Source organism: Burkholderia sp. MSHR3999 (assembly GCF_000833595.1).
In the GTDB taxonomy this organism is placed as follows: domain Bacteria; phylum Pseudomonadota; class Gammaproteobacteria; order Burkholderiales; family Burkholderiaceae; genus Burkholderia; species Burkholderia ubonensis.
Genome location: NZ_JRFO01000007.1, coordinates 1,429,598 through 1,452,401, shown reverse-complemented (window position 1 = coordinate 1,452,401; position 22,804 = coordinate 1,429,598). Strand labels below are relative to the sequence as shown.

Genomic DNA, 22,804 nt, shown 5'->3' with positions numbered 1-22,804 from the left:
CAACATCGACCGGCCGGATCGGCCGGCCGCATGACATTTTGGAGATCTTCGAGCCATGAAAAAAATCGGATGCACGCGTGCGCGTGCGGTTGTCCTCTCGTGCCTGCCGCTGGCCGGTGCACCGTTGTCGACGGGCGCATTCGCGCAAAGCAGCGTGACGCTGTACGGTGTCGTCGACAATGCTTTCGCCTATTCGAGCAACCAGCGCGGCCATTCAAATTTCTACATGAGCCAGGGCAACCTGCAGGCGAGCAAGTTCGGCCTGCTTGGCGAGGAGGATCTCGGCGGCGGCACGAAGGTCGTTTTCCGGCTCGAAAGCGGTTTCAACTCGCTGACCGGCGCGCAAAGCAGCGCGGGCGTGATGTTCAACCGGCAGGCCTATGTCGGCCTGAGCGACAACAAGTACGGCACGGTGACGCTCGGCCGCCAGTACACGCCGTACTTCAATATGGTCGGCGCATTGGGGCCGACAGGCGTGCTGACCGGCGCGACGGGCGCGCACCCGGGCGATGTCGACGCGCTCGATACGACGCTGCGCTTCAACAATTCGATCACCTACGTGTCGCCGACCTTCGGCGGCCTGGTGTTCAGCGGCCAGTACGCGCTCGGCGGCGTGCCGGGCAGCGTCGCGAGCGGCAGCAATTTCAGCGCGGCGCTGCGCTATGACTACCGGCCCTTTTCGGTGGCGGCCGGTTACGTAAAGCTGAAAGACATTGCGACGAGTCAGGCGCTGGGCAGCTTCGCGGCCAATTCGCCGGTCAACAACGGCTATGCAACGGCACGCGGCGTGCAGCTGATCGCCGCCGCGGCCCGCTACGAAATGAACAGCCTGATGGTCGGCGTGAACTATTCGAACGTGCAGTACGCGCCGGGCTCGAAGTCGCTGTTCGCGAGCGAGGCCGTGTTCAACACGTACGGCGTGATCGCGACGTACCGCTTCACGCCCGCAATCACGGTCGGTGCAGGATACAGCTACACGATGGCGAGCAAGTCGAACGGGATCACCGACCCGGCGCGCTATCACCAGATTTCGCTCGAGCAGACCTATAGCCTGTCCAAGCGCACGACGATCTATGCGCTGGAGGCCTATCAACACGCGCGCGGCAAGTCGCTGATCGCGTCGGGCGCGGGCACCAGCATCGCGGACGCGGTGGCGGTCGTCGGTGATTCCCAGAATACGACGCCGTCGTCCGGGCCCTCGCAGTTCGTGGGCATGGTGGGGCTGCGCCACGCATTCTGAAGCACGCATGACGCAGCGGGCTGGCCGGCCATCGTTACACGGGCAACTTCATCCCGAGGTGTGGAGGTCAATATTTGACACTATAGAAATAATGTCAAATATGTGTGGGTGATTAGTTGGATATATGACGGTTTACGTTATATTATTAACAAAATCTCTCGCAAATCCCGACCATGTCCGACCTCGCCCCTGACGAAACTCGCGTCGCCGCAGAAATCGAGCGGCTCAAGACTGACTTCCCGAAAACCCGCGAGCTGTACCGCGAGGTGTGTGCCCTGTTGTTCTTCCGCTTCGGCATCACGCCGACCGCCAACCGGCTGTATCAGCTGGTGCGCAGGGGCAGCATGAGCACGCCGACGGCGGTGCTCGGCGAGTTCTGGGCGGAGCTGCGGGAAAAGAGCCGCGTGCGGATCGAGCATCCGGACTTGCCGGCCGACCTGCAGGCGGCGGCGGGCGAGCTGGTGGCGGCGTTGTGGAGCCGATCGACGGCCGCGGCCACGACGTCGCTCGATGCGTTGCGCGCCGAGGTGGAGGCGGAGCGGGCCGCCGCGAAGAACGAGGTCGCCGCGTTGCAGGCCGAACTCGCGCGCACCGAGACGGCGCTCGAGCAGCGCACGGCCGCGCTGCTCGCGGCGCAGGTGCGGATTCAGGAGCTCGAGCAGGCCCGTGCGGCCGACAGCGCATCGCAGCGCGCGCTCACGGCCGAGATCGAGCGCGTGAAGGCCGACAACGCGGAAGGCGATCGCGCGCTTGCGCAGGCGCGTGCGGATTTCACCGCGCAGCTCGACCGGCTGCGCGACGACGCGAATCGTGCCGAAGAGCGCCTGCGCGCGTCGGAGAAGCGCGCGCTGCAGGAGATCGACCGCGAGCGTGTGACGGCCGCGCGGCTGCAGAAGGAGCTCGACGCGCTGTCCGCGCGCGCCGAGCAGCGCGACGTCCAGTATCGGAACGACGTGGCTGCGTTGCAGGCGCAGCTCGGCGATGCGCTGCATCGATGCGGGGTGCTTCAGGGGCAGCTCGACGGCGCGCAGGCGACCAATGCGGTATATGGGAACGAACTCGATACGCTGAGGCGGGAGATCGGGGCGCTGGCGATGGCGAGCCGCACGCCGCCGGGGCGTGCCGCCAGGAAAACGCCCGCCGCGGCCGAGGGCAAGCGCAAGCCGCGTGCGAGGAAGCGCGTCGACGAAGCGTCGAGCTGACGGCGTGGCTACCGTTGTTTCAATGCGCGCGCCGGCGCGGCCGCACGTGCCGGAACCGTTGTAGCGACCGAAGTCGCGTGGATGATTTCGGGCAGCCAGGCAAACGCAATCGCTACCAGCGTCACGCCGACGATGAGCATCGGCACCACCATTGGCCACGCGCCCAGTTGATAGCGCGGATCGGTGAAAACCGCCGCCGTCTGTCCTACGCTGAAAGCGAAGAACATCATGATGAAGCCGGACCAGGATACCGCGCGGCCTGCAAGATGGGGCAGACCGCTGACCGCTCCTGCTTGGCCGCATGGCTGATGGATTCCGTGGCCGAGGCAATACACGCCATGCCCCACGAGCAGCGGCCAGATGCTTCCGGGAAGCAGCGCACACCCCAATGCCTGAATCACCGCGCCGGAAAGGCTCAACGTTGCACCTTGTCGCACCGTTCGCAGCATGCTTTGACGCCGCAGCAACAGGCGGCAGCCATACGTACTCAGGACATAGACGAGCGTACCGCTCGCCGGTATCCAGCCATATCGCTGGGGCGACAGGCCGAGATGCCGGATGTAGATTGCGGGAGAAAGCAATAGAAAGCAGAACATGCCGGTGTACGTCGAGGCGGCCAGCAGCGCCCACACCCTGAACGTGGCATTGCCGAATATCTCGCGCACGTCCCGGGTCGAGCCCCGGCTCGAAGCGATTCTGGAGAAACTTTCCTCGAAGCCGTACCAGCACATGACGAGCAGCCCGAACGCATACAGGCTCATCCCTGCAAGCACCCATCGCCATCCGGCCTGCTGCGTGACATACGCACCGAGAATCGGCGCGAGGAACGCCATCATCCCCATTCCCATGAAACCTCGCGCCATCACGTACGGACCATCGGCCGCCGAATACCGGTCGCGCACCGTCGCGCGTGCGCATACCAGTATCGCGGCCATTGCAAAGCCCTGCATTGCACGAGCGGCCACCAGCATGGCTGCGCTTGAAGCGAGCGCAGCTGCCAGCGCTGCCAGCGCATAGAGCGCAAGACCGGTCAGCAAGACGGGACGGCGGCCGAATCGGTCGGAAAGACTGCCCATCGGCAATTGCCCGATACCGAATATCAGTGCGAAAACCGTGAGGCTGACGCTGGCGGAGCCCAGCGTTGCGGCGATTTCAGGCAGCGCCGGCAGGTAACTGTCGGTCGCCACCGGCTGGGCCGCCAGCAGAAGCGGCAACAGGAGCGCAAAGTTCAGGCGAGCGGGGCGCGTGGTGTCCGGCATGACGGATTTCGGCATGGTATCGGGCGTCGGGTGAAGACAGCGGCAACGCAAGATCGCTCTGCCGGTGAGGGGGGCGGCAGCAAGCCGGAGATGCTCGGCGCAAGGGGCGTCGAACCCGACGCCCCGCCGAACGCTGGCTAGCCGCTCAAAGATCCTGGCACGGGTTCGCGCGCGATGCGATTGCGCGACATCGCTTCGACGCGCGGTCGTTCGTATTCTGCGTTGTCGACTGGTTGCGCGTGTGCTCGCCCCAGGTCGTTCATATGGACGCGATAGGTCTCGCGTGCGCTCAATGCCGCAAGCGACGCAATCACGGTGATGCAGAACGCGATCGCACCGACGATCAGCCAGACGTGGTGTCCGCCGGGCGGCGCGACCGCCGTGAACAGAGCCGGCAGCATCGCCGTGGCTGCAGTACCGAGGTTCTGCGCGATCGCCATTGCCGAGACGCGGGTGCGGGTCGGGAAGAGTTCCGGATAAAAGCCGGGAAATACGGCGTTGTAGCCCTGGTACACGACACCCCACATGAGCATCGACATCACGAATGCAAGCGGCACGTTCCGGATGCTGATCGCATACAGGTAGGCAAACGCGAGCAGCCCGGCCGCCAGCGAGCCGACGATGATCGGCGGCCTGCGGCCGACCCTGTCGGACAGGTTGCCGACGAACGGAATCACGATCATCGCAACGATATTGCCCACCACCGTGATCCACAGATAGACGTCTTTCGAGAACCCGATTCCGTATGCCGGCTGGACTGCATAGGCTGCGCCGAAGATCGTGGCGACGACCGGAATCACGTTCATCATCGACATGCAGGCAACGCGCACCATGTCGGGAAAGTGATGCCTGAAAGCGTCGGCAACGGGCGAGCCGGCTTGCGGCCGGCTGCGTACCGCTTCGTCGAAGGCCGGCGACTCGTCGACCTCGCGGCGAATGATCCAGCCCGCAACGATGACCAGCGCACTCAGCAGGAACGGAATGCGCCAGTCCCAGCTGTCGAATTGCGCGGACGGCATGTAGTAGGCGAGCGGCAGGAACACGGCGGCTGCCAGCACTTGTCCTGCCTGCACGCCCTGCAGCGTGAAGCTGACGAAGTATCCACGTCGGCCGAACGGCGCGTGTTCCAGGATCATCGAGCTCGCGCCGGTAATCTCGCCGGCCACGGCGAAACCTTGCAGCAGGCGAAGCGTCACCAGCAATGCAGGCGCGATCAGCCCGGCTTGCTGATAGGTCGGCAGCAGGCCGACTCCGACGGTCGAGAAACCCATCAGGAACATGCAGAAAAGCAGGACGGTTTTCCGTCCGCGCGTGTCGCCGAGATGACCCAGCACGAACGCGCCGATCGGGCGGGACACATAGCCGACACCGTAAGTGGCCAGCGACGCGATGATGGCAGTCGTCGGGCTGCCGTGCGGAAAGAATATCTGCGGGAAGATCAGCGCCGATGCCGTGGCGTAGATGAAGAAATCGTAGTATTCGAGCACCGAGCCGATCCAGCCGCTGACGGCGGCCTTTCTCGATTGGTGCCTGCCCCGGGGCTCGTCTCGCAAGGTCGTGGTCATCGTCGTCTCCAGATATTGATATGCGTGCCGGGCAATGCAGCCGATGCGGGAATCGGCCTAGGGCCTGTTCACGCTAATAACGGGCTTGCGAACGTGCCTTGCCGGTCGGAGTGCAAGGAGGAAGGAGCGCCGTTTGGCCGAGCCAAACAAGCGACGCCCGACGCCGCAATACGGCCGGCAAGGCACGTTCCCGTGATTAAAAAAATTCATTTGTGGGGCTGGCCGCCAGAAGGGCCGATCGCCGCGTCATGCTCCTTGCGAATACGCTCGGTATTCGCTTCGTCCCATTCCTCGCGCTCGGCCCTTCTGGCGGCCAGCGCAAGCCCGTTATTAGCGTGAACAGGCCCTAATCCTCGCCGAGCGCCGAGACTGCGGCCCTCAGCGCCAGCAGATAGCTTTGGACGCCGAAGCCGCAAATCTGCCCGCTGACGATCTCGGCCAGGACGGAGTGATGCCGGAACGGCTCGCGTGCATGAATGTTGGACATGTGCAGTTCGACGATCGGGCACGTGAGGATGGCAAGGGCATCGCGAATGCCGTAGCTGTAATGCGTCCATGCCCCCGCGTTGATCAGCACCGCATCCTGCCGTTCCTCGAAAGCGCGATGAATGCGCTCGCACATCGCTCCCTCGCTGTTTGTCTGGAACGATTCCACCTGTACACCCAGTTCCGCGGCGAGCCCTTGCAGCCGCGCATCGATCTGCGCGAGCGTGATCGTCCCGTACTGCGCCGGATCGCGCTTGCCGAACATGTTGTGATTGATGCCGTGCAGCATCAGGATCTTCTTCATGCAAATCTCCATCGCGCGTTCAATCAAACGGCACGGCCAGCCGATCGATCACCGAACTGGTCTCGGGGCGTACGCCGCGCCACCACGCGAACGCCTCGGCAGCCTGCTCGACCAGCATGCCGACGCCATCCGCGATCCCGTGCACCCCCGCATTTTTCGCGAGCCGGAGAAACGGCGTCAGACGCTTGCCGTACGCAAGTTCGTAGGCCGTGCCGGCCGGACTGAACACGCTCGGCGGGACAGGCGGCAGGTCACCGGTCAGGCTGGCCGACGTCGCATTGACCACCAGGTCGAAACGCCCCATCCGCGCGAGGTCCGCGTAGCTGACGGCAACGAGGGAACCGCGTCCGGCAACCTGCCCGGCCAGTGCGCGCGCCTTGTCGACGTCGCGATTCGCGATGACCAGTTCAGCCGGCGCGGCTTCAAGGAACGGCAAAAGCGCGCCGCGTGCCGCGCCGCCTGCACCGAGCACCAATACACGCTTGCCGGCCATCGGAAGATGAAGGTTCGCTTCGATATCGCGAACCAGTCCGATTCCGTCGAAGTTGTCAGCCAGGATGCGGCCGCCGTCGAACTTGAGCGCGTTGGCCGCGCCCGCCAGCATCGCGCGCTCGCTTCGCTCGTCCGACATCGCGAACGCGTCGAGCTTGAACGGCGCGGTGACGTTGATGCCCTTGCCGCCGTCCTCGAAAAACGCACGAACCGCGGCAGCAAAAGCGCCTGCCGGCTCGATCGGCCCCTCGATGGCCGTATAGCTGATGTCCTGCCGCGTCTCCTGCGCGAAGAGGCCGTGAATCAGCGGGGATTTCGTGTGCCCGATCGGATTGCCGATCACTGCGTACCTGTCAGTCATCGTTGGTTCGCCTTTGAATAGAGGACGCCGTCGGCCTGCATCGCGTCGATTTCGGCCGAATCGAAACCCAGGGAACGAGCGACTTCCGCGTTGTGCTGCCCGAGATCGGGCGCGACGTCGCGAATCGTCGTATCGCAATCGGAAAACCGGAACGGGAGGTTGGGCAGGCGCAGTGTCCCGTAGCGCGGATGCTGTTGCTCGACGACCATGCCTCTGGCCTGGATCTGCGGATCGTTCAATACCTCGTCGATGCGCTGCACTTTCGCGCAGGGAACGTCGATGCCGTCCAGCAGTTCGAGCACCGACGCGACGGAACGTGCAGCCACCCACGGCTCGACCACCGACAGAATCTCCGCGCGGTGCGCGTTGCGGCCGGTGCTGTCGTGAAACCGTGCGTCGGCGCCGAAGCCCGCCGGGCCGCCGTGCGTCGCGATCAGCTCGGCAAAGCGCTTCCACGCGTCGTCGACTTGCGCGGCGATCACGAGATCGCCGTCCGCGGCGCGGAACACGCCATAGAGCGTCGAGGTCGGCATGTCGTGCCCGGTCTGCTCGGGCAGCACGCCCTGCAGCGTGTAGCACTGCACCGCATATTCGTGCATCGATACCAGCGTGTCGTACAGCGCCATGTCGACGTGCTGTCCGCGGCCGCTCTTCACGCGCCCCAGCAGCGCGGCGTTGATGGCCGCGACCGCATGAATGCCGGTGTACATGTCGCCGAGCGAGATGCGCAGCAGCGGCGGCCGCTCGCCCGGCGTGCCCACCATCTGCATGATTCCGCTCTTGGCTTCCGCGATCAGCCCGAAGCCTGCGCGATGCGCATCGGGACCGGTGTGCCCATACGCCGAGATCGAACAGTAGACGAGGCCCGGATTGCGCGCCGACAATTCGGCATAGCCGAGCCCGAGCTTGTCCAGCGCGCCCGGCCGATAGTTCTCGATGAACACGTCGGCGGAGTCGCACAGCCGCTGCATGAACGCCTTGCCGCGCGCATCCTTCATGTTGACGCTCACGCCGCGCTTGCCCATGTTGAGCTGCAGGAAGTAGCCGCTTTGCTGGTCGTCGAGCACGGTCGCGTGCTGGCGTCCGGCGTCGCCTGCGCCGGGACGCTCGACCTTGATGACTTCGGCGCCGAGCGCGGCGAGACAGCGGCCGACATACGGACCGGCAAGGAAATGGCTGTAGTCGACGACGCGAATGCCTTCGAGTGGGCGAGCCTGCATTACAGTGCCTCCGGGCGGCGCGGCACCATCAGGCGATGCTCGCCGCGTTGAACGACCTGACCGTCCTGATTGATCAGCTCCGACGGCAGCACCACGATGCCCCAGTCCGGGCGACTCTTGCTGGCCCGCATCGAGCCGACGCGGAACTTCACGTGCAGCACGTCGCCGACCTTGATCGGCAGCAGAAAATCCCAGGTCCAGCCGAGCGACATGCCCGGCATAAAGCGATAGTCGCTCTGCGTCTTCAGGCCGTCGGCGATGGACAGGCCGAACAGCCCGTGCGCGACGAGGCAGCCGAAATGACTGGCGTTCGCGTAGTCCTCGTCCACGTGGACGGGCGTATGGTCGCCGGTGAGGTCGGCGTACGCGAGAATGCGCTCCTTGGTCACGATGTAACTCGGACTCGTGCACACGTCACCCTCGCGGGCGTCGTCCCAGTATTTTTCGACGATCGTCATGGTCACGCCTCCGCGCGTGGGTTGATTGCCAGCACCTGCGCGACGCTTGATGCCGGTCTGGCCTGGATCAGTTCGACGGCGAGCCCGTCGGGCAGGCGAAGCCAGTTGCGCCCCTGCGGCATTTCCGTCACGCCGAATCGTCGTGCCGCGGCCAGCGCGGCCTCCAGGTCTTCGCACATCACGCCGAGATGGGCGAGCCGACCTTCCGGGCCATCGTGTTCCGGCGCGTGGATGAACTGCAGGCCGCCGAGCGTCCAGTACTGCCGCGGCGCGTCGAGCGTGCCGTCCACTTCGCGCAGGGTCATGCCGAGCACTTCCTCGAAGAAGCGGATGTGCCAGCGGATGTCCTTCACCCAGATCGCAACGTGTTCGAGATAGGCTTTCGGGGCATTCATGCGGCGGCCTCCTTCCGTTGGCGATCGGCCATCGCGCGTTCCAGCCCCTTGATGCAGGCGACGAGCGTTGCATTGACCGGGGTCGGCACGCCGTAGCGCTGCCCCCACCGGACGACCGAACCGTTGATGAAATCGATCTCGGTGATCGAGCCTTTCTCCAGGCTTTGCAGCATCGAGGTCTTGAAGGTCGCGGGCAGCCCCTCGGCGGCGAGCGTCCATGCCTGCTCGGGATCGGTCATCGACAGCTTCACGCCGGCCGCCTGCGCCGCCGCGATCGCCTCGGCCACGGCCGCGAGCGACGTTGCCTTCAGCAGCGGTTCGTCGTAAAGCTGCCCGTAGGTGAGGCCGGTGAGCCCGGTCAGCGCGCCCGTCGCGACATTCACCAGCAGCTTGTCCCACATCGTGCCGACGATGTTGTCGCTGATCGTCGTGGCGAGGCCGGCGGCATTGAACGCGTCGGCGATCGCCTGGACACGCGGTGTGATGCGGCCGTCGAGTTCGCCGATATACGTGTACTTGCCGATCACGCCGGATTCGATGTGACCCGCGCCGCGCAGCACGCCGCCGACGTAGGTCTTGCCCGCGAGTACGCGCTCGCGTCCGACGACGTCGATCAGGATGTCCTCGTGTCCGAGGCCGTTCTGCAGCGACAGCACGGCGGTATCCGGCCCCACCAGCGATTGGGCGCCGCGGATGGCCGCGTCGGTGTGGAACGACTTGACCAGCACCACCACCAGGTCGGCCACGCCGACATCGGCAGCCCGAGTCGTCGCGTGGACGCGTACGTGGCGGGTGCCGACGGCGTCGTCGACGCGCAGGCCGTCACGACGCATCGCATCGACGTGCGCGGGCGAGCGGTCGATCAACCAGGTCTCGTGACCGCCTTGGGTGAGGGTGGCGCCGATCGCACAGCCCAATGCGCCAGCCCCCAGAATCGCGATTTTCAATGGCTTCTCCTTGACGTATGGCCTCACGATAAGAGTCGCCGTTCATGTCGACAATGCAATGGATACAATGGCGTCATTGCCATGGACAATAACGCCACGATGCCCGCCGACCTCCCCGACCTGAAGCTGCTTCAGCTTTTCGATCTCCTGTACGACGTGCGCAGCGTCACGCGCGTAGCCGAGCAACTGGGCCAGAGCCAGCCGACGGTCAGCATCTGGCTCGGGCACTTGCGGGAATACCTGCACGATCCGCTCTTCATCCGAACGCCCGGCGGCATGGCGCCGACCCCTCAAGCCGACGCGCTGATCGGGCCATGTCGGGAAATTCTCGAGTCGCTGCGGCGCTTCACCGCGTGGGAGATCGCGTTCGATCCTGCGACGGCCCAGCGACGGTTTCGCATCTGCATGACCGACGCGAGCCACGTCACGCTGCTTCCGCGGCTGCTGGCCCATGTCCGTGCGCAGGCGCCCGGCGTCCGGCTGGAAGCCGCACGGATCGACGGCAATACGGAACGCGCGCTCGAATCCGGCGAAGCCGATCTCGCGATCGGCTATGTGCCGTGGCTCGGCGGCGGCATTTACCAGCAGAAGCTGTACGACCAGGACTGGGTATGCCTGGCCAACCGGCATCACCCGAGGATTCACGGTCGCCTCGGGGCAAAGCAGTATCGTTCGGAAGGACATGTCGCCATTACGGCGGGAACGGGCGCGCAACTTCTCGAGCAGGCGCTGCGGCAGGCGCGCATCGAGCGCGACGTGGTGCTGGAGTTGCCGGGTTTTCTGGGTTTGGGGGCGATCGTCCAGACGACCGACCTGATCACGACGCTACCCCGTCATATCGGCGAGACACTGGCTCAGGCCAGCGATCTGGCGGTTCATGCGTGCCCGATCCCGGTGGACAGTTTCGCGGTACGGCAGCATTGGCATGCGCGATATCACCATGAGGCGGGCAACCGGTGGCTGCGCGGCGTCGTGATTCAACTGTTCGGTGCTTCGCATTGACCTGCGGCTTCGGCGTTCGCGATAGACGCCGGACCGGCCGGCGTCTGATTGGATGCGAAACGTCCGGAGAGTCGTGTTTTTCGACGTTTTGCGTCGATGTTCCATGCGGTTGAGATTTTTTTGGTCGCATCGAGACGATATGATTTCTCCAGCCCCAACATCGTCAGCCAATCCGCGAAGCGCGCCAGCATCGCTGCGACGCGGCCCCGCAAGCACGAGAGAGTCGTATGCCGGACACGCCAATCGTCATCGTTGAACACGCCCGCAGGCGAACCGCTCAAGTCCGGGCCGGCGACGTCCCCGCCGCCTTGCAGGATGGGCCCAAGTGGGTGTGCCGGATCGTCCCGGATCACGCGCAGAGGTCCTGCGAAGGACACCGATCCGCTGCAAGCGCGGCTGGAATGCTCGGTCGATTGAAGCCTGCGAACGTCGTGTTGACGGACCCTGTCGCGAGCGCCGGCGGTTGGCTGGCGCGTTCTTCGACCGACGGGACCGGTCGGTGTCGAGCCTATGCGCATCTCGGCGCGGACCGGATACTCGAGATGGTCGGAATGCCGGGCGTCGGCCCGTGGCTGGACGAGCACGACACCTGGTGGCCCGGCGCGTACGAACTGCCGCTGCTCGAGCAGTTGTCCGCGAACGTGTCGCCTCTGCGCGACCTGCTTGGTGCGACTGCACCCGCTCATCTGTTGATGAGCCTGACGGAAGTCGACGGCACTGCACTCGTGACCGAATCGGACGATGGCATCGAGCGACCGTTCCGTATTCCCGCAGGTGTGGATACGATCCATTTCGCACCCGTATGCATCCGCGGGCCAGTGGCGCAGTGGCGCGAAACGCTCGTCACCGCGTTCGACCGCGTCCGGCATCTGGTCGGGCTCAGATCGGTCCGACCTTTCTATCTTTGACGCAAGCACCCGTTCTCCGGCAGGCCACGCCATGACCGACGCACTCGACACCTTCGACCGCAAGATCCTGACTATCGTCCAACGCGATTGCACCGCGACTGCGGATGCCATTGCCGAACGGATCGGTCTGTCCACGTCGGCCGTGCAGAAGCGGCTGAAGCGCATGCGCACCGAAAAGATCATTTCGGCGGAAATCGCGGTGGTCGATCGCGCGGCGGTCGGCCGACCCATGACATTCATCGCCGCGATCGAGATCGAACGCGAAAACTACGAGACGGTCGCCAGGTTCCGCGAGTGGTCGAAGGCGCATGACGAAATCCAGCAGATCTACTACGTGACCGGCTCCGTCGACCTGATCGCGATCATCACCGCACCCGACGTCGAGGCGTACGACCGGCTGTCCGCGCGGATCATGCAGAGCAATCCGATGATCCGGCGGATCAACACGAATGTCGTGCTGAGCGCGGTCAAGGTCGGGATGTTCGTGCCGGTCGACAAGGACAGCGACGACGATCCGTCTGCCGCCTGACGCGGGCGGTTCGCGCGGCGACGGCCGATCCGCCCGTCCCGCGTGACAAACCGCAACGGGTGAGCACCTGAATTGGTCAAAACGTCTAATTTGATGATCGATTCGCATAACTAATCTATGTCCTGTAGTCAATGAACAGGAGATGATCAAGATGGAACTCAAACTGGCACTGGTCGGTTTCGGCGGAGTCAATCAGGGACTGGTCGAACTGCTCAAGAAGAAACGCGCGATGCTGTGTGCGACGGGACTCGACGTGTCGGTGACGATGGTCGCCGACCTGCGGCTCGGGATCGCGACGAATCCCCGCGGCATCGCGCTGGACGTCCTCGACGAAACCGCTCGGCGGGGCGTCGACGCCGAGGCACTGCGCCGCGATCCCGGCACGCTGGTGTCGCCGGATGTCGGTCTCGGCGCCGTGCTGAAGGCTATTGCATCGGAACACGTGGATGTCGTCATCGAGGCGACCTTCACTGACCCGAACACCGGTGAGCCGGCGCTGTCGCATTGCCGTACCGCGCTCGAATGCGGCAAGCACGTGATCACGACCAACAAGGGGCCGATCGCGCTCGCACAGCCGGCACTGGCGCGGATCGCCGCGCAATCGGGTGCTTGTGTGATGTACGAGGGCACGGTGATGAGCGGCACGCCGGTGCTGCGGCAGCTCGCGACGGCGCTGCGCGGCTGCGACATCAACGGCTTCGCCGGCATCCTGAACGGCACGTCGAATTTCGTGCTCGGTGAGGTCGAGGCCGGCGCGAGCTTCGATGCGGCGATCCGGGATGCGCAGCAGCGCGGCTATGCGGAGGCGAACCCGGCGGCCGACGTCAACGGTTCGGACGTACAGCTGAAGGTCGTCATTCTGGCGAACGCGCTGTGGAATGCCGGCCTCGAGCGTGGCGACGTGAGGTGCCGCGGCATCGTCGAGCTGACCGAGCACGACGTGCGCGCGGCGGCGGCGGAGCGCATGTCCTGGCGGTTGATCGGATCGGCCATGCGCCATCCGGACGGCACCGTCACCGCGAGCGTCGAACCGCGCAAGCTGCCGGCCGGCCATCCGTTGCTTGCCGCGAGCGGCGTGACGAACGCGATCACGTTCGACACCGACGTGCTCGGCGGGGTGACGATCAGCGGGCCCGGTGCGGGGCGCGAGGAAACGGCGTTTGCGATCCTCTCCGACCTGATCGAGCTGGCGGACAGGATTGGCGCAGCCTCGCACGAGGTGGCCGCATGAGCGCGCGCGATGTGGTGATAACCGACTGCACGGGAGCCGGCGTAGCCGATGTTCGGTCGCCGTATGACGGCTCGATCGTCGGCCAGGTTCGCCTGTCGCGTGCCGACGCGGCGCCGGTCCTCGTCGAGCGCGCGCTCGAAGGCGCGCGTGCAGCCGCGTCCATGCCACGCAGCCGCCGGGCCGACATCCTGTTTCGCGCAGCCGTGAGCGTGGAGGCGCAAGCGGAGAAATTTGCACGCACGATCGCGCTCGAAGCGGGCAAGCCGCTGCGGCAGGCCCGCAAGGAAGTCGCGCGCTGCGTGAACACGCTGCGCCTGTCAGGCGAGGAAGCGAAACGACTCACCGGCGAGACGATCCCGTTCGACGGGTATCCGGGCTCCGAGGATCGCAGTGGCTACTACACGCTGGAACCGCTGGGCGTGATTCTCGCGATCACGCCCTTCAACGACCCGCTGAACCTCGTCGCACACAAGCTCGGGCCGGCGATCGCAACCGGCAATGCGGTCATCCTGAAGCCCTCGTTGCTCGCGCCGCTGTCCGCACAGGCGCTCGTCGAGGTCATGTGGGAAGCCGGTGCGCCGCGCGACGCGCTGCAGATCGTGCATGGCGGCGCGGATATCGCGTCCGCTCTGGTGCGCGACCGGCGGATCCGGATGGTGACCTTTACCGGCGGCCCGCAGACCGGCGAAGCCATCACGCGCGATGCGGGACTCAAGAAGGTCGCGATGGACCTGGGCGGAAATGCGCCGGTGATCGTCATGGCCGACTGCGACCTGAAGGATGCCGCCGAATCCTGCGTGTCGGGCGCGTTCTGGGCGGCGGGACAGAACTGCATCGGCACGCAGCGGATCTTCGTCGCCGAGGCCGCGTACGAGCCGTTCGTCCGGTATTTCGTCGAACTGACCGGCAGGATGGTCGTCGGCGATCCACTGGACGATGCGACCGACATGGGGCCGATGATCGGCGAGGAACAGGCGATCCGTATCGAACGCTGGGTCGACGCAGCAGTCTCGGGCGGTGCGACAGTGCTGAGCGGCCATCGGCGGCGCGGGGCGCTGTATGAACCGACGGTGCTCGCGGATGTGCCGCACGACGCGCGTGTATGGACCGACGAGGTATTTGCGCCGGTCGTGACGATCGAGAAATTCACCGACCTGCAGCAGGCGCTCGACGCGGCCAACGCGTCGGAGAGCTGCCTGCATGCAGGCGTGTTCACCAGCCGCCTGGAGGTGGCGCTCGGCGCGGCCGAGCGCCTGCAGGCGGGCGGCGTGATGATCAACGATTCGTCTGATTACCGCTTCGACGGCATGCCGTTCGGTGGATTCAAGCATGGGTCGCTGGGCCGCGAAGGCGTTCGGTTCGCGATGACGGAAATGACGCAGCCGAAGGTGGTCTGCTTCAGGCGCAACCGGCGGCTGTCGAGCTGATGCGCAAGCGCCGGCGCCTGGCGCGCCGGCGCGGCGCGAACCGGAGCAGTGTGAGCAACGTATCGAGGAAGGAGTCGAGGATGCCAGCAGCAATTCCTGCATGCAAGCCGGCGGCGGACGCGCTGGTGGTCGAGGATATTCACAAGTCGTTCGGCGGTGTCGAGGTGCTGAAGGGCATCTCGCTGACCGCGAAGAATCACGAGGTCGTGTCGATCCTCGGCAGCAGCGGGTCGGGCAAAAGTACGTTCCTCAGGTGCATCAACTTGCTGGAAATGCCCGACCGTGGCCGGATCTGCGTGGACGGCGAAACGCTCGCGCTGAAGCAGGCAGGCCGCGACGGCGGGCTCGTCGCGGCCGATGCGCAGCAGGTGATGCGCGTGCGCCGCAAGCTCGCGATGGTGTTCCAGCAGTTCAATCTCTGGGCCCACATGACGGTGCTGCAGAACGTGATGTTCGTGCCGGTGCGCGTGCTCGGCGTGCCGAAGCGCGACGCACGCGACAAGGCGATCGCGATGCTCGAACGGGTCGGCCTCGCCGGCAAGTGCGATCACTATCCGAACCAGCTTTCGGGCGGCCAGCAGCAGCGCGTCGCGATTGCACGTGCACTCGCGACCGACCCCGACGTGATGCTGTTCGACGAGCCGACGTCCGCGCTCGATCCCGAGCTCGTCGGCGAAGTGTTGAAAGTGATGCGCTCGCTGGCCGATGAGGGACGCACGATGCTCGTCGTCACGCATGAGATGGGGTTTGCGCGCGAAGTCGCGAACCGCGTCGTGTTCGTCCATCAGGGACGAATCGAGGAAGACGGCAGTCCCGATGAGGTGTTCGCGAGCCAGAAATCGCCGCGTTTCCAGAAGTTTCTGTCCAGCATCATCTGATGCGGATTCAATGCCAACCGGAGGGGAAACCATGAAGAAGCTGCTTCAGTCGCTGTGCGTGGGCGCGGCGCTGCTCGGATCGGGCGCGCATGCCGAGCAGGTCGTGCGGATCGGCACGCTCGCCGATTACGCGCCGTTCGAATACAAGGATGCGTCCGGCAAGCTGCAGGGCATGGAGATCGACATCGGCAAGAGGATGTGCGACACGATGAAGGTCAAGTGTCAGTGGGTGACGATGGATTTCGACGCGCTGATTCCGGCGCTCAAGGCGAAGCAGATCGATGCGGTACTCGCGCAAATGTCGAAGACGCCGGAGCGTGAGCAGTCGGTGGACTTCACGCGCATTTTCACGACGGCGCCCGTGCAGCTCGTCGCGAAGCAAGGCTCGGGTATCACGGATAACGCCGCCGCGCTGCGTGGCAAGACGATCGGCGTTCAGACGGCATCGACGCACGAATCCTATCTGCGCCGCCGCCTGCCGGCGAGCAAGTCGGGGATCAACGTGAAGGTCTATCAGACGCTCGACGAGGCGTGGCTCGATCTCGAGGCGGGGCGTGTCGACGCGGTGATTGCCGACAACACGGTCGCGTACGACTGGCTGACGAAGGCCGGCAGGAAGGGAGGCTTCGACTTCGTCGGCAAGCCGATCGCCGATGCGGAGATCTTCGGCGACGGTACGGCGATCGCGGTACGCAAGGGCGACGCGCCGCTGAAGGCGCTGTTCGACAAGGGCATCGCGCAGGTGCAGGCGGACGGCACGTTCGCCGCCGCCAACAAGCGCTATTTCCCGTTCAGCATCGCGCCGCAATAACCGCGCATCGGGACCGCGCGGTCGCCGCACGGCGACCTGCGCGCTTCCGGCCTCACACGGAGCGATATCACGATGGACATCTTGGTGAACTACGGCGCGCAGATCGCGGCCGGCGCGCTCGTCACGCTGGAGCTTGCAGTCGCCGCGCTGTGCGTCGGCATGCTGCTCGGCATCGCCGGGGCATCGGCAAAATTGTCGAGCATGGGCTGGCTCAGACATGCGACGTATGCGCTGACCAATTTCCTGCGCGGCATTCCCGAGTTCCTGATCCTGCTGATCTGCTACTTCGGGCTGTCGCATCTGCTCAACGCGCAATTCGATGGCGCCTTTGTCATCAGCCCGTTCTCCGCCGGCGTGATCGCGCTCGCCGTGGTGTTCGGCGCCTACTCGTCGGAGATGTTCCGCGGCGCGTTCATCGCGGTGCCGGCCGGACAGATCGAGGCCGCGCGCGCGTACGGGATGACACGCCTGCAGGCACTGTGGTACGTGCGTCTGCCGCAGGCGTGGCGCATCTGCCTGCCGAGCCTGAACAACATGTGGCAGAACTTGCTGAAGGACACGTCTCTGGTATCCATCGTCGGGCTCGAGGACATGTTGCGCAAGGCCAACATCGCCGCGCAGTTCACCAAGCAGCCATTCGTCTTCTACGTGACGGTCGGGATCGTCTATTTCGGCTTTCTCGCCGCATCAAACCCCGTGTTCGCGTGGCTCGAGCGTATCGCGGGCCGCGGTTACGCAAAACGCACCTGACGAGGGCCATGTGATGAACGACTTTCTTTCCCTCATCGTGCAGTCCGGCCCGGACGTCGCGCGCGGCATATGGATCACGCTCGAGCTGCTGGTGCTGTCATGCACGCTCGCGTTCGCGCTCGCGGTGCCGTTGGCTGTCGCGCGTACGTCAGCGAGCCGGTGGCTGTCGACACCGAGCCGCCTGTTCTTGTCGGTGTTTCGCGGCACGCCGCTGCTGGTGCAGATTTTCGTGCTGTATTACGGGCTTGCGCAGTTCTCTTTCGTGCGTGCATCGCCTCTGTGGCTGCTGGTCGGCGGATCGTTCTCGTGTGCGTTGTGCGCGCTGACGCTCAACCTCGCGGCTTACATGGCGGAAGACATCCGGGGCGGGATCGCCGGCGTCCCCGCCGGCGAGAAGGAAGCCGCGCTCGCGTTCGGGATGAGCCGCTTCATGCTCACCTGGTTCGTGATCGTCCCGCGCGCGATCGGCATTGTCGCACCGACGCTCGGCAACGAGATCGTGCTGCAGCTGAAGTCGACTGCGCTCGCCAGCACGATCACCGTGCTCGACCTGACCGGTGTCGCGCGACGCATCTCCATCGAAACCTACACGACCGACGCGCTGATGCTGGCCGGCATCGTGTACGTCGGTATCACGGCTGTGCTTTCGACCGTGCTCAAACGCGTCGAAGGTCTGCTGAATCGCCATCTGGGCAGCGTGCGTGCTTGACGGGCGCCGCATGAACGCGACACAACGAACGATCCGAGGACGAAATGGGATACAGGCTTGAAACGCTGGCTCTGGCTGCGGACCGCGACGTGACCGACGAGAAGTCGGTCGCGCCGGCGATCCACTATTCGGCGGTGTTCAAGGCAGCCGGCAGCGAGGAATTCGCGGAGATGTCGAGCGTGCCGCAGCATCCGCGCAACTACACCCGCTACGGCAATCCGGTTCACGAGCGCGTGAAGGCGGTCATGGCGGAGCTCGAGGGCACCGAGACCGCGCTCGTCACGGCATCCGGCATGGGCGCGATCGCGACCGCGATCCTCAGTGTCGTGAAGGCCGGCGATCACGTCGTCGGCCAGACGCGTCATTACATGAGCACGACGAAAATGCTCGACGACATGCTGCGCCGGTTCGGCGTCGAGGTGACGTTCGTCGACCAGACCGATGCGGCCGCGTTCGATCGGGCGATTCGGCCGAACACGCGGCTGATCGTGCTCGAGTCGCCGGTCAATCCGCTGCTGTTCGTGACCGACATCGCCGCGGTGACTGAAATCGCAAGGGCGCGCGGCATCCTGACACTCGCGGACAACACGTTCGCGTCGCCGGTCAACCAGCAGCCGCACCGGCTCGGTGTCGACATCGTCGTGCACAGCGCGACCAAGTATCTGGGCGGCCATCACGACCTGACCGGCGGCGTGATCTGCACGAGCCGCGTGCTCGCCGACCAGATCTGGCATACGCACATTACGCTCGGCTCGGTGCTGTCCCCGATGGACGCGTGGCTGCTGCTGCGCGGGCTGCGCACGCTGCCGATGCGCATCGAGCGGATCAACGCGAATGCTCAGGCGCTCGCCGAATTCCTCGAAGCGCACGCGAAGATCGAGCGCGTGTTCTATCCGGGCCTGCGCAGCCATCCGCAGCATGGGCTCGCATGCCGGCAGATGCGCGGTTTCGGCGGCGTGGTCGCGTTCGGCGTGCGGGGAGGCTATGACGAAGCGCAGCGCTTTGTCGAGGCGCTGCGCTTGCCGCTGAATGCAGGCAATCTCGGCGGCGTCGATTCGCTCGCGATCCATACGGCATCCATGTGGGCGGGCACGATGTCGGCGGAGCAGATGCGCGCGGCCGACATCCCGCTCAATTTCATCCGCTATTCGGTCGGCATCGAGCATATCGACGACCTGATTGGCGATATCGCGCAAGCACTGGAGCAGATCTGACACGGACCCGCGCGCACGCTCGATCGACGCCCCACGCGCGGCGCGTCGGCCTTTGAATCGATTCGGGCGCGAGATGCGCGGATTGCAACGACGGAGCACGGACTATGCATGACATCACGGTACTCGACGGCGGCATGGGGCGCGAACTGGCGCGGATGGGCGCGCCATTCAGACAGCCGGAGTGGTCAGCGCTCGCGCTGATGGAAGCGCCGCATTACGTCAGCCTTGCACATGACGCATTCGTCGCGGCGGGTGCCGACGTGATCACCGCGAACAGCTATGCGGTCGTGCCGTTCCATATCGGCGAGGAGCGGTTCCGTTGCGACGGTGTCGCGCTCGCGGCACTTGCCGGGCAACTCGCGCGGCAAGCCGCCGATCGCGCGGGGCGGCCCGTGCGCGTCGCAGGATCGCTTCCGCCGACCGGCGGCTCCTACCGGCCCGACCTGTTCGACGCGGCGCGCGCGGATGCGATCTTGGCGACGCTCGTCGATGGGCTCGATCCATACGTCGACCTTTGGCTGGCCGAGACGCAGAGCCTGACCGACGAGATCGGCGCGGTCCGGCGCGCGCTAGGTGAAAATCCGAAGCCGCTCTGGGTCTCGTTCACGCTGCGCGACGACGTCGACGCGGGCGCCACGCCGGTACTGCGATCGGGACAGACGCTCGACGAAGCGATCGACGCCGCCGTGTCCGCGCGCGCGACCGCGCTGCTGTTCAATTGCAGCCAGCCGGAAGCGATGGGTGCGGCGATGGGGACGGTGCAGCGCATGCTCGCGCGAACGGGAACGTCGCTCGTGATCGGCGCATATGCGAATGCGTTTCCGCCTCAGCGCGCCGACGCGCGCGCGAACGAGGAGCTCCACGGTTTGCGCGGCGACATCGATCCGCCCGGTTATGCAAGATGGGCAGAGCAGTGGCTTGAGCTGGGCGCGCGGATCGTCGGCGGGTGTTGCGGAATTGGCCCCGACCACATCGCGGCATTGCGCGGCGCGGTCGACGCGCGCGGCGCCGGGCACACCGGGTGCGGCTGATGAAGATCGACGGTCTGGACCAGAAAATAATCGACGCATTGTGTGCCGATGCGCGGATTCCGCTCGCGGTGCTGGCCGACAGGATCGGTCTGTCCCGGCAGGCGGTCCGGAACCGGATCGACCGGCTCGAAGCGCTGAAGATCATTGCAGGCTATACGGTGCGGCTCGCGTTGCCCGACGATATCGTGCCCGTGCGTGCCGTGATGCTCGTTTATCGCAAGGACCGGATGCGCGGCGCGGACGTGCTTGCCGCACTCAAGCGGATCGCCGAGGTGCGCGACTGCGCGGTCCTCAGCGGCGAGGTCGATTTGCTGGTGCAGATAGAGGCGGCTACGCACGAGCGCATCAGCGACATCTGGGCGACGATCAGTGCGATGGACGGTGTGCAAAACATGACGACTAGCTTCGTGCTCGACTCCGTTGTCCACAAGCGGTGACTAAACCGGCGCAATAAGAACGGCGCCGGGCATTGGGAACCCATCGGGGATCAGGTAAAGTGCGACTCAAAATGCCGGTTGCACATTGCTAGACGACCGGTCTAATCGTTGCTACCATACGCCATCATGAATGCATCTTCAGGCGCGGAAGTCCGCCAGCACATCCTGAATATCGCGAAGCCGATCATGCTCCACAAGGGGTTTTCGGCGGTCGGTCTGAACGAGATTCTCGCCGCGGCGGGCATCCCGAAGGGCTCGTTCTATCATTACTTCGGCTCGAAAGAGGCGTTCGGGGAAGCGCTGCTCGAAGCGTACTTCGAAGGCTATCTCGATCATCTCGACAACCTGCTGGTGCGGCAGCCGGGCACGGGCGCCGCGCGCCTGATGACCTACTGGAACAACTGGCTGCGCACGCAGTGCAACGACGATCCGGAAGGCAAGTGCCTCGCGGTGAAGCTCGGCGCCGAGGTGGCGGATCTGTCCGAAGCGATGCGTTCGGTCCTGCGGCGCGGCACCGGGCAGATCATCGAGCGGCTCGCGGCCGGCATTGAAACGGGGCTCGCCGACGGTTCGCTGCACGGGATCGACGATCCGTCTCACACCGCCGCGACGCTGTATGAGCTGTGGCTCGGCGCGACGCTGCTGGAGAAGATCCACCGCGACCGCAAGCCGCTCGAAACCGCGATGGCCGCGACGCTGCGGATGCTGAATCTGCCGCAGTCGGCCGGCAACGGAGCGTGGCAGTAAGCGAGGCGCGCATTGCGCGCCTTGTTTTATGTCCCGATAATAGACGACTGGTCTACTTTACCTGAATCGGCGATGTCGCCGGGTCCCTTTCCTGACCGGATCGTGCGAGAGCACGCATCCCCATTGACGGAGGTTTCATGTCGCAAAGCAAGACCGCAAACCGCAGGATCGTCCTGAATTCGCGCCCGGCGGGCGCCCCGACGCCGGACAACTTCCGCACCGAAACCGGCGCGGTGCCGACGCCCGGGCCGGGCCAGGTCCTGCTGCGCACGATCTGGCTGTCGCTCGACCCGTACATGCGCGGCCGGATGAGCGACGCGCCGTCCTATGCGCCGCCGGTGGCGCTCGGCGACGTGATGGTCGGCGGGACCGTCAGCCAGGTCGTGGCGTCGAACCTGCCGGCGTACCGCGCGGGCGATCTCGTCGTCGACATGGGCGGCTGGCAGGACTACGCGCTGTCGGACGGCGCCGGCCTGTTCCCGCTCGGCCGCGACTTCGCGCACCCGTCGTACGCGCTCGGCGTGCTCGGGATGCCGGGCTTCACCGCGTATCACGGGCTGCTGAAGATCGGCGAGCCGAAGGCCGGCGAAACCGTGGTGGTCGCGGCCGCGAGCGGCGCGGTCGGCGCCGTCGTCGGGCAGATCGCAAAGCTGAAGGGCTGCCGCGTGGTCGGCATCGCCGGCGGCGCGGACAAATGCGCGTACGTCACCGGGACGCTCGGCTTCGACGCGTGCGTCGATCACCGCGACGCGGATTTTGCGCGCAAACTGGCGGACGCGTGCCCGGGCGGCATCGACGTCTATTTCGAGAACGTCGGCGGCGCGGTGTTCGATGCGGTGCTGCCGCTGCTCAACATCGGCGCGCGCGTGCCGGTGTGCGGGCTGATCGCGCATTACAACGACACCGCGCTGCCGGCGGGCCCGGATCGCCTGCCGCTGCTCACGTCCACGCTGCTCAGGAAGCGCGTCCGGATGCAGGGCTTCATCATCCTCGATCATTTTGCGGAGGGCTATGCCGCGTTCCTGAAGGACATGGGCGAGTGGGTCGCCGCCGGCAAGGTGAAGGCGCGCGAGGACGTCGTCGACGGTCTGCCCGCCGCGCCGGAGGCGCTGATCGGCCTGCTCGCCGGCAAGAACTTCGGCAAGGTCGTCGTGCGCGTCGGCCCCGACGAGCTGGCCTGAACCCATGTCCCACGCCGCGC

At 65.5% G+C, this 22,804-nt stretch carries 25 protein-coding genes; 16 read left to right on the top strand and 9 right to left on the bottom strand.

Annotation, left to right across the window (positions count from 1 at the left end):
• Nucleotides 1–55 precede the first annotated feature (55 nt).
• A complete protein-coding gene (locus tag KY49_RS29915; RefSeq protein WP_042587945.1) occupies nt 56–1,240 on the top strand; it encodes a porin in 1,185 nt (394 codons plus the stop codon).
• A gap of 173 nt (nt 1,241–1,413) precedes the next feature.
• Nucleotides 1,414–2,442, top strand: coding sequence for a DNA-binding protein (locus KY49_RS29910; RefSeq protein ID WP_042587944.1), 1,029 nt, complete (start codon nt 1,414–1,416; stop codon nt 2,440–2,442).
• A gap of 8 nt (nt 2,443–2,450) precedes the next feature.
• Here the strand turns inward: KY49_RS29910 and KY49_RS29905 are convergent, their stop codons facing one another.
• From KY49_RS29905 to KY49_RS29870, 8 genes are all read right to left on the bottom strand, one after another.
• Nucleotides 2,451–3,701, bottom strand: coding sequence for an MFS transporter (locus KY49_RS29905; RefSeq protein WP_042587943.1), 1,251 nt, complete (start codon nt 3,699–3,701; stop codon nt 2,451–2,453).
• 137 nt (nt 3,702–3,838) lie between these two features.
• Nucleotides 3,839–5,266 (bottom strand): MFS transporter, encoded by a 1,428-nt coding sequence (locus KY49_RS29900; protein WP_042587942.1) that lies wholly within the window; start codon nt 5,264–5,266, stop codon nt 3,839–3,841.
• A 346-nt stretch (nt 5,267–5,612) separates the two neighbouring features.
• The gene (gene aroQ, locus KY49_RS29895; RefSeq protein ID WP_010094012.1) at nt 5,613–6,056 is read right to left on the bottom strand and encodes a type II 3-dehydroquinate dehydratase; all 444 of its coding nucleotides are present in this window, start codon (nt 6,054–6,056) and stop codon (nt 5,613–5,615) included.
• Nucleotides 6,057–6,075: 19 nt separating this feature from the next.
• Nucleotides 6,076–6,909 carry a shikimate dehydrogenase gene (gene aroE, locus KY49_RS29890; RefSeq protein WP_042587941.1) on the bottom strand — a complete coding sequence of 278 codons (834 nt, stop codon included), beginning with the start codon at nt 6,907–6,909 and terminating at the stop codon, nt 6,076–6,078.
• The gene (locus KY49_RS29885; protein ID WP_042587940.1) at nt 6,906–8,129 is read right to left on the bottom strand and encodes a CaiB/BaiF CoA transferase family protein; all 1,224 of its coding nucleotides are present in this window, start codon (nt 8,127–8,129) and stop codon (nt 6,906–6,908) included. The genes aroE and KY49_RS29885 overlap by 4 nt, the downstream gene beginning before the upstream one ends.
• Entirely contained in the window at nt 8,129–8,587 is a 459-nt protein-coding gene (locus KY49_RS29880; protein WP_042587939.1) for a MaoC family dehydratase, read from the bottom strand. Before KY49_RS29880 ends, KY49_RS29885 begins: the two co-directional genes overlap by 1 nt.
• 2 nt (nt 8,588–8,589) lie before the next feature.
• The gene (locus KY49_RS29875; RefSeq protein WP_042587938.1) at nt 8,590–8,982 is read right to left on the bottom strand and encodes a VOC family protein; all 393 of its coding nucleotides are present in this window, start codon (nt 8,980–8,982) and stop codon (nt 8,590–8,592) included.
• Nucleotides 8,979–9,929 carry a ketopantoate reductase family protein gene (locus KY49_RS29870; protein WP_042587937.1) on the bottom strand — a complete coding sequence of 317 codons (951 nt, stop codon included), beginning with the start codon at nt 9,927–9,929 and terminating at the stop codon, nt 8,979–8,981. Before KY49_RS29870 ends, KY49_RS29875 begins: the two co-directional genes overlap by 4 nt.
• An 81-nt stretch (nt 9,930–10,010) precedes the next feature.
• Here KY49_RS29870 and KY49_RS29865 point away from each other — a divergent pair, with 81 nt between their 5' ends.
• Nucleotides 10,011–10,931 carry a LysR family transcriptional regulator gene (locus KY49_RS29865; protein ID WP_042587936.1) on the top strand — a complete coding sequence of 307 codons (921 nt, stop codon included), beginning with the start codon at nt 10,011–10,013 and terminating at the stop codon, nt 10,929–10,931.
• Here the strand turns inward: KY49_RS29865 and KY49_RS38860 are convergent.
• The gene (locus tag KY49_RS38860; RefSeq protein ID WP_231636542.1) at nt 10,907–11,284 is read right to left on the bottom strand and encodes a hypothetical protein; all 378 of its coding nucleotides are present in this window, start codon (nt 11,282–11,284) and stop codon (nt 10,907–10,909) included. The genes KY49_RS29865 and KY49_RS38860 overlap by 25 nt on opposite strands.
• Before the next feature lie 189 nt (nt 11,285–11,473).
• Here KY49_RS38860 and KY49_RS38855 point away from each other — a divergent pair, with 189 nt between their 5' ends.
• The 13 genes from KY49_RS38855 (at nt 11,474) to KY49_RS29800 (ending at nt 22,784) form a co-directional block, all read left to right on the top strand.
• Nucleotides 11,474–11,839: a hypothetical protein gene (locus tag KY49_RS38855; protein WP_231636540.1), complete on the top strand. Its 366-nt coding sequence runs from the start codon at nt 11,474–11,476 to the stop codon at nt 11,837–11,839.
• 31 nt (nt 11,840–11,870) lie between these two features.
• Nucleotides 11,871–12,368, top strand: a complete 498-nt coding sequence (locus KY49_RS29855) for an Lrp/AsnC family transcriptional regulator (RefSeq protein ID WP_042587934.1) — start codon at nt 11,871–11,873, stop codon at nt 12,366–12,368.
• 151 nt (nt 12,369–12,519) lie between these two features.
• Nucleotides 12,520–13,599, top strand: a complete 1,080-nt coding sequence (locus KY49_RS29850) for a homoserine dehydrogenase (protein WP_042588845.1) — start codon at nt 12,520–12,522, stop codon at nt 13,597–13,599.
• The gene (locus KY49_RS29845; RefSeq protein WP_042587933.1) at nt 13,596–15,026 is read left to right on the top strand and encodes an aldehyde dehydrogenase family protein; all 1,431 of its coding nucleotides are present in this window, start codon (nt 13,596–13,598) and stop codon (nt 15,024–15,026) included. Before KY49_RS29850 ends, KY49_RS29845 begins: the two co-directional genes overlap by 4 nt.
• 80 nt (nt 15,027–15,106) lie before the next feature.
• Nucleotides 15,107–15,904: an ABC transporter ATP-binding protein gene (locus KY49_RS29840; protein ID WP_042587932.1), complete on the top strand. Its 798-nt coding sequence runs from the start codon at nt 15,107–15,109 to the stop codon at nt 15,902–15,904.
• Nucleotides 15,905–15,935: 31 nt separating this feature from the next.
• Nucleotides 15,936–16,715 carry a transporter substrate-binding domain-containing protein gene (locus KY49_RS29835; protein WP_042587931.1) on the top strand — a complete coding sequence of 260 codons (780 nt, stop codon included), beginning with the start codon at nt 15,936–15,938 and terminating at the stop codon, nt 16,713–16,715.
• 72 nt (nt 16,716–16,787) lie between these two features.
• Entirely contained in the window at nt 16,788–17,465 is a 678-nt protein-coding gene (locus KY49_RS29830) for an ABC transporter permease (RefSeq protein WP_042587930.1), read from the top strand.
• A 13-nt stretch (nt 17,466–17,478) separates the two neighbouring features.
• Entirely contained in the window at nt 17,479–18,174 is a 696-nt protein-coding gene (locus KY49_RS29825) for an ABC transporter permease (RefSeq protein WP_080403982.1), read from the top strand.
• A 44-nt stretch (nt 18,175–18,218) separates the two neighbouring features.
• On the top strand, nt 18,219–19,388 hold the full coding sequence (locus KY49_RS29820; RefSeq protein WP_042587928.1) for a trans-sulfuration enzyme family protein: 1,170 nt from the start codon (nt 18,219–18,221) through the stop codon (nt 19,386–19,388).
• Nucleotides 19,389–19,492: 104 nt separating this feature from the next.
• On the top strand, nt 19,493–20,419 hold the full coding sequence (locus KY49_RS29815; RefSeq protein ID WP_042587927.1) for a homocysteine S-methyltransferase family protein: 927 nt from the start codon (nt 19,493–19,495) through the stop codon (nt 20,417–20,419).
• Nucleotides 20,419–20,856, top strand: a complete 438-nt coding sequence (locus tag KY49_RS29810; RefSeq protein WP_042588844.1) for an Lrp/AsnC family transcriptional regulator — start codon at nt 20,419–20,421, stop codon at nt 20,854–20,856. Before KY49_RS29815 ends, KY49_RS29810 begins: the two co-directional genes overlap by 1 nt.
• A 126-nt stretch (nt 20,857–20,982) precedes the next feature.
• Complete coding sequence (locus KY49_RS29805; protein ID WP_042587926.1) at nt 20,983–21,603, top strand: TetR/AcrR family transcriptional regulator; 621 nt, start codon at nt 20,983–20,985, stop codon at nt 21,601–21,603.
• 137 nt (nt 21,604–21,740) lie between these two features.
• On the top strand, nt 21,741–22,784 hold the full coding sequence (locus KY49_RS29800; protein ID WP_042587925.1) for an NADP-dependent oxidoreductase: 1,044 nt from the start codon (nt 21,741–21,743) through the stop codon (nt 22,782–22,784).
• Nucleotides 22,785–22,804 lie beyond the last annotated feature (20 nt).